The sequence below is a fragment of the Candidatus Vampirococcus lugosii genome (assembly GCF_018420025.1).
GTDB lineage: Bacteria > Patescibacteriota > Gracilibacteria > Absconditabacterales > Absconditicoccaceae > Vampirococcus > Vampirococcus lugosii.
This window is the reverse complement of record NZ_JAEDAM010000064.1, coordinates 1-7,000: the sequence shown is the minus strand read 5'-3', so window position 1 is coordinate 7,000 and position 7,000 is coordinate 1. Positions and strand designations below refer to the sequence as shown.

Genomic DNA, 7,000 nt, shown 5'->3' with positions numbered 1-7,000 from the left:
TAGTTCTTAATTAACTTTTCAAGCTTTTTTTATCTTTATTACTGCAGAAGGTTAGTAATTTCAGACAAGATATTGCAGTAATTTATGGACATTTTTTTATTGATTTAAAAGTACTCTAATAATAATTAAAATCTGTCCTTTCTTTAAATTTTTTATCCCAAAAATGAAAAAATATCCATATTAATTTGATTTTTTAAAAAAAAGTAATATAATATATCTATATTTATATTATAAAAAAATTAAAAAAGCATGGAAAATAATGTTAAAGATAATATTCAAAATAATAATTTATCTAATAATTTGGCAAACACAGAAATAAAGCAAATTGAATTGTCAGAAGAAGAAACAAAAGAAATTCAAAAAGCTTTTGAAGAAGCAAAGAATTTTAGAAGTATATGAGAAAGAATTACAGCTCCAATAGATGATATTGTTTCCAAAACTGCCAAAGTAATAGATGGTGATCCTATTATGTCTGTTTCTGATGAATTAGAAAAAATGAATTGAGAAGTTCAATGAGTTTATAGAGATATTATAGATAATGATTGAAGTTTTATGAAATTTATGAAATCTATACCATGAATATGATCTGTAGTGACTAAAATTGATAATGCTAAAGATGATATGAGTTTCAATATGAAAACTGTAGAATGAAAAATTGAAACAATATTTTCATGATTTGATCAAGCATATTATTCAATAAATACTTCTATAGATATGCAAAATAATTTTTTGGATGGTGTAGAAGAGAATTTAGGTTCTATAGTTTCTTACAAAGATTATATATGAAAAAAAGTTGATGAACTTCAAGGAAGAATTGATAATGAAGAAAATGAAGATGAAAAAAGAAAATTATCAATGTTTAAACAAAATGTTGAGTTCTTTTTGACAAATATAGTAGTTTTGATCGGTAATTTGGAAATGGCAAAAAAGAGATTAGAAATGAGACTTGATAGTGCTACTAAACTTGCTTTATCTATGAATTCATCAAGACCAATTTTTAAAACACTTTTATCTACTGCAATAATAGAAACTTCTAGTCAAAAATCTATAGATGCAAGTATGAAAGCTATGGATGTGATGGGTAGTACAATAGATAAAATGTCAAGTGATCTTACTGATAAAGCAATAGAATGAAGTAAAAAAGCTGAAGAAGTTGCATCTAAACCAGTAGTTTCTACAACAGTATTTATGGAAAATGTTACTAAATTAAAAAATCATTTTGATGAAATAGAAAATTTTAGAGAACAAGTTGCAAGAGAAGCTAAAGAAGAAAGAAAGTTATTTGGAGAGGCTAGAGCTAAATTAGATGATATAAAAGTTATGAATAAAGATGATGCAAATGAACTTAAAAATACTTTGTCAGATGAAGAATCTCAAGAAAAAGAATTAGTTGAAATTATGGATAAAGAAGAAGATAAAAAACAATAAAAATGATTAATATTATTATACTTTTTGTTTTATTTTTTGTGTTACCATATGTATTGATATTGTATAATTTGAGAAGAGTAGTTCCTGCAAATGAAGCCCATTTAATACAATATAGATATGGATTTAAATATTATTGAAAATGACTTATTCATTGAGATACTTATTTGGAATGGCCAGGTTGGATTCCTTTTTTATGAATAGAAGTTGCTAAATTTAATCTTGATGTATTTACAATAGTATTTAAAAAATATACTACATATGATTCACTAAAAGTAAATCTAATAATAGATCTTAATGTATATTTTGTTGTAAAAGATATTGAACTTATATCAAATATATCTTTTGATATGAATGAGTTAGAAAAGTATTTGCAGAGAATGATAGAATTAATATTACAAAAAGTTTTTTCATCAAAAAGTATTTTGAAAGTAGATATTACAGATTTCTTTGAAAAAAGTAATTTTAAACTTGATATAAAAGAAAAACTTTATAAAGAAATCTTATCTTCTATCAAAAATGTTTGAGTTGAGCTTAAAAAGTTAGAATTAATAGATATTAATTTATCTTAAAAAGATAAATAATAAATAAATTTAATTATTAAATAGTATTAAAAATGACTATTTTTTGAGTTGGTGGTTTAGTTGCATTTATTGTGTTTATTGTAATATTGTCTAATTTAAGAAAAGTAGTTCCTACAAATGAAGTTCATATAGCACAATGAAAAAAAACATCAAAAGCATATGGTAGATGATTTGATGCATGAAATGTATATATAGATTGGCCATCTTGGGTTCCTGCTTTATGAGTAGAAGTTCAAAAACTTCCTATTAGTATCTTTACAATAAAAGTTGATCAATATAAAGCATATGATTCATGAAAAGTTCCTTTTATAGTAGATGTTACTGCATTTTTTGTAATAAAAGAACCTGAAATTGCAGCACAAAAAATATTTCATATAGAAGAACTTAAAGAACATTTAAATGAAACTTTAAAATGAGTAATAAGAAAAACTCTTGCATCAAAAGATATTATAGAAATAATGGAATCTAGAGTTGAAATAAAAGAAGAATTCTATAAAGAAGTTTTGGACTCTGTTGTAAGTTGGTGAGTTGATTTAAAAAATGTAGAATTTATGGATATTAGAGATCCTGAAACTTGAGAAAGTAGAGTAATAAGTAATATTATGCAGAAAAAAAGATCTGAAATTGAATCTGAATCTCAAATTGAAGTTTCGGAAAATCAAAAAAGAACTATTATTGAAAAAGAAAATAAAGAATCGGAAGCTAGAGCTAGAGCGGCTGAAGCTAAATCAAAAGCTGATATTGTTGAATATGATTCACAAAGAGAGTCTTGATTAAAGAAATTAGAAAATGAAAGAGTAACAGAAAATTTTGAAATTGAAAAAGAAGAAGAATTGAACTTAAAAAAAGAAATTTCAAGACAAAAAATGTTTGAAGCTCAAAAATCTACTAGAGAAAAAGAATTGATGATAGAACAACTTGAAGAAGAAAGAAATGCAGAAATAAGTAAGAGAACAGAAATAATAAAGGCTGAAGAAATAAGAGATAGAAGAAAAATAGAAGTTGAATCTGAAAAATATATTACTGAAACAAATGCAGAAGCTGAAAGATTAAAAATTGAATCATTGGCTGAAGCAGAAGCAAAAAGAATACAATCACTTGCTGAAGCTAAAGCAAGAGAAGTTAATTATATATGAACAGCTGAAGCTAGAAATAAAGAAGAAATGGCAGAAGCTTTGAATAAATTTAAACCTGAAGCTCTTAACTTTATGATTAAACAGCTTGAAGCTGATATATCACAAGTTGTAGATCTTGAAAAAGCTCGTGCATTAAATAATGCAGATATAAAGATTGTATCTACTGGTGATAATTGAACTAGTTGAATAAATAGTTTTATGGATTTGTTTTCTTCAAATTGATGAGCTAATATTTGAGCTATGGTTGAAACATTTAAAAAAACAGTATGAGAAGAAAAATTTAATAATATAGTAAATAATTTTAAACAAATAAATGATAAACAAGAAGAGTCTGTATAAAAAAATATATAATTAATTTAATGATTATGAAATAAAGTTATTTTTTTTCTTTATTTCATAATTTTTTTGAATATATAATAAAAATTATAAATTTTATTAAATTAAATAAATTCAATAATGGAAGATAGAATATATAATAATAAAATTATTTTAATACTATATATATTGTTTGCAGTAGGAGTTTTGTATGTATTAGAACAAATTTTGAATGTTTTTATATTATATAAAATATTATTTAAAATATTATTGTTTTTGGTAATACCAATAATTATATTGGGTAAAGAAAGAACTTTATCTTTGATAAATATTAAAAAAAATAATTTAAGATGACTTACTTGGATTTTATCTATTTTAGTATTAGTAACTATTATTATTACATATGTAATATTGAGTAATACAATAGATTTAGGTTTCATAGCTGAAGAATTAGAAAATAATGTATGAGTCAATAAAATGATTTTTCCATTTGTTGCGATATATATTACATTTTTTAATGCTTTTTTTGAAGAATTTTTCTTTAGAGGCTTTGTGTTCTATCATACTGTAAAAAATAGATTTTGAAAATATTTTTTTAATTCATTTTTGTTTTCAATTTATCATGTTGGAATATTTGCTACATGGTTTGCTTGGTATAATTTTTTATTGGCATTAATATGACTTATCATAGGTGGTTTAATATTTTCATATGTTAATGAAAAAAATGAAACTATAATTAATGGTTATATTGTTCATGTTTTTGCTGATATTGCTATCATTTTGATATGAATTAAAATGTTTTATTTTTAAGTAATATATTTTATTTGGTTTTTTATATAAAACAAAAAAAGACACGGTTTTTAAGTTTATTAAACTAGTGTCTTTTTTTGTTTGCTTGAGTTTTAAAATTTATTCTCTACGAATACAGCGGATATAACGATCATAATTTTTAGAATGAGCACTGTTATTTGTCCAAGCTCAATTATTTCAATATTCGGAAGCAGAAAAGTAGCGATTTTCAATTAAAAGGTTTTGTTTTTTAATTATATTTAACTCACTACTTGACGGCAAATACCAATTATTATGTCAATTAAAAACTAAATTGTTACAAAATATAGCTCCTACATTTCAATCATTGCCTGAGTTACATCATATATCTGAATAATCTCCTGTATAAGAAGTATAATTATATCAACTAAAATTATTATTATCATCGTGAAAATTTACTATTTCTTCAGTTTTTATTTTACCATCACTTCCATTATCACTAACTTTTTTTCAATTACATCACCATTCCATTTTTGGATCTGATCAATTTATATTAAAAGAATTTTTTCAAGCACTAAAATCAGGTTCTCATGATATATTACTTGGATTATAAGTTATGATTGTATATCATAGATCGTTATCTGTACTTGAATCTGTGATTTTAATAAATTTTCAATCAATAGATTGATATATACCTTCTTCAATTTCTATAATTGCATTATCACCTTTTTCTATATATTCACTTGTATTTTTTGATATTTGAGTTAAATCACTAACTCATTTAAAATTAGGATTACCATTCAAAATATTTGTTCAATCATTATTTATAGCAGAATAATTTCAAGTAGTTCATCAATCAGTTCAATCATTTCATTCAAGTACTAAAGTTTTATTATTTTCATTTATTATCATAGGAATATTTTCAACGGTTCATTTTGAATAATATCATTTATCTCATAGCTCAACAATTTTATCCGTATTTGCATGTGCTTTATCTATAATATATTCATATGCCTGTATTTGAACATCATTTTCCAACAGTCATATTACTTGATAATGATCGTAAATTTGATAAGTACTATAAATATATTTATTAGAATTTGATAAATTTTTTACATTAATAAAACTTGATAATTTTTTGATCACTCAAGATCATATTATTCATTGTTCCCGTTTTTTATGATCATCAGGCAAAATATTACCATCTGGTACAGGAAATTCAAAATTTTTCATATGATAGCTTTCAAGTCCTCATGCTATAGTTTGCACATTGTTTACCACTTGTGCATCCCTTGCTTTACTTATCCAAATACTAATACTAATTCATCCTACTACCGCCAATATTGCGATAATTCAAACTGTTATCACAACTTCTACTAATGTAAATCATTTATTGTTTTTTTTCATATCTAATTATTTATTATATTAAAATATATTGATTTTTTCTTAAATCAATAAAAAAACACAATAGAAAAAATCTATCATATTTTTTTATTAACTCAAAAATTATTTATAGATAAATTATCTAATTCACAATTCACAATTCACAATTAAATTTTCTCATTTTTTCATAATTTTCAAGATTAAATATTAATTATTAATTAATTTTGAATAATTAAATTATATTATTTTTTTTATCTTTTTCAAGTGATTTTTTGTGTATTTTTTATTAAATTTTATTATTTGGTGGGATATTTGAAATGGTTTGCTATAGATTAGTTTTATATACTATTGAAATTTTGATATAAAAGTATATAAATATAGTTTATTTATAATATATAAAATATTTCTGTATATGGAAAATAATGATTTTTCAAAATTGATTATCAAATGAGCAAGAACAAATAATTTAAATAATATTGATATTACTTTACCAAAAAATAAATTAATTACAATTACAGGAGTTAGTGGATCAGGTAAATCTACACTTGCTTTCAATACTATTTACAAAGAATGACAATTTAGATATATAGAATCTTTATCTAGTTATTTAAGACAATTTTTTAATTTATGAGAAAGACCTGATGTTGATTATTGTCAGTGATTTTCTCCAGCAATAGCAATTGAACAAAATAAAAAAGTTGGAAATAGTAGAAGTACTGTATGAACTATGACTGAAGTTGATGATTATTTAAGACTTTTGTTTGCTAAACTTGGTGATATATATTGTTATTCATGTAATAAAGAAATTAAAGCACAAACTACTGATAATATTTATAAACAAATAATTGAAAAATTTGAATGAGAAAAAATATATATTTTACAGTATATATGAGATTTTAAAGAAGAAAATGATTTATTGAAATTTACTAGAAAAAATAGAAAACAAGTTGATGCTGGTAAATGAAGTATTAGAATTATAATTCAACTTGATAATTTTGAATGTATAGAATATTTTTATCTTGAAGATCCCAAAATTCCAAAATGAAATTTTCCAATCAAAGTTTATTGAATTTATGATCGTATTAGTCTTGAAGATAAAAATTTATCAAGACTTAAAGAATGAATAGTAAAAATTCTTTTAAATAAAAATAAAGTATGAATATATCAAAATTGAAATATTACTTGGTATACTGATAAAAATTTTTGTCCTGATTGTGATATTATATATCCAGATTTTACTACTCAACATTTTTCGCCAAATAGACAAGAATGAGCTTGTGAAACTTGTCATTGATTATGACAAACTCTTCAAGTTGATTTGGAAAAAATGATTGATAAAAATAGTAAATATTTGGAAGCTATATTGCCGTGGAGAGATTCATGAATGGG

General features: G+C 23.0%; 5 protein-coding genes and 1 pseudogene. 5 read left to right on the top strand and 1 reads right to left on the bottom strand.

Annotation, left to right across the window (positions count from 1 at the left end; all coding sequences use genetic code 25):
- The first annotated feature begins 249 nt into the window (after positions 1–249).
- From VAMP_RS04305 to VAMP_RS04290, 4 genes are all read left to right on the top strand, one after another.
- A complete protein-coding gene (locus tag VAMP_RS04305; RefSeq protein ID WP_213349703.1) occupies positions 250–1,428 on the top strand; it encodes a hypothetical protein in 1,179 nt (392 codons plus the stop codon).
- Positions 1,429–1,430: 2 nt separating this feature from the next.
- Complete coding sequence (locus tag VAMP_RS04300; RefSeq protein WP_213349700.1) at positions 1,431–1,997, top strand: SPFH domain-containing protein; 567 nt, start codon at positions 1,431–1,433, stop codon at positions 1,995–1,997.
- A gap of 44 nt (positions 1,998–2,041) precedes the next feature.
- Positions 2,042–3,484, top strand: coding sequence for an SPFH domain-containing protein (locus tag VAMP_RS04295; RefSeq protein WP_213349698.1), 1,443 nt, complete (start codon positions 2,042–2,044; stop codon positions 3,482–3,484).
- 117 nt (positions 3,485–3,601) lie between these two features.
- A complete protein-coding gene (locus VAMP_RS04290) occupies positions 3,602–4,270 on the top strand; it encodes a CPBP family glutamic-type intramembrane protease (protein ID WP_213349696.1) in 669 nt (222 codons plus the stop codon).
- Between the two features lie 99 nt (positions 4,271–4,369).
- Here VAMP_RS04290 and VAMP_RS04285 read toward each other — a convergent pair whose 3' ends face one another.
- On the bottom strand, positions 4,370–5,635 hold the full coding sequence (locus VAMP_RS04285) for a prepilin-type N-terminal cleavage/methylation domain-containing protein (protein WP_213349694.1): 1,266 nt from the start codon (positions 5,633–5,635) through the stop codon (positions 4,370–4,372).
- A 388-nt stretch (positions 5,636–6,023) separates the two neighbouring features.
- On the opposite strand from VAMP_RS04285, the pseudogene VAMP_RS04280 reads away from it, so the two are divergent.
- Positions 6,024–7,000, top strand: a pseudogene (locus tag VAMP_RS04280) (excinuclease ABC subunit UvrA); the annotation flags it as partial.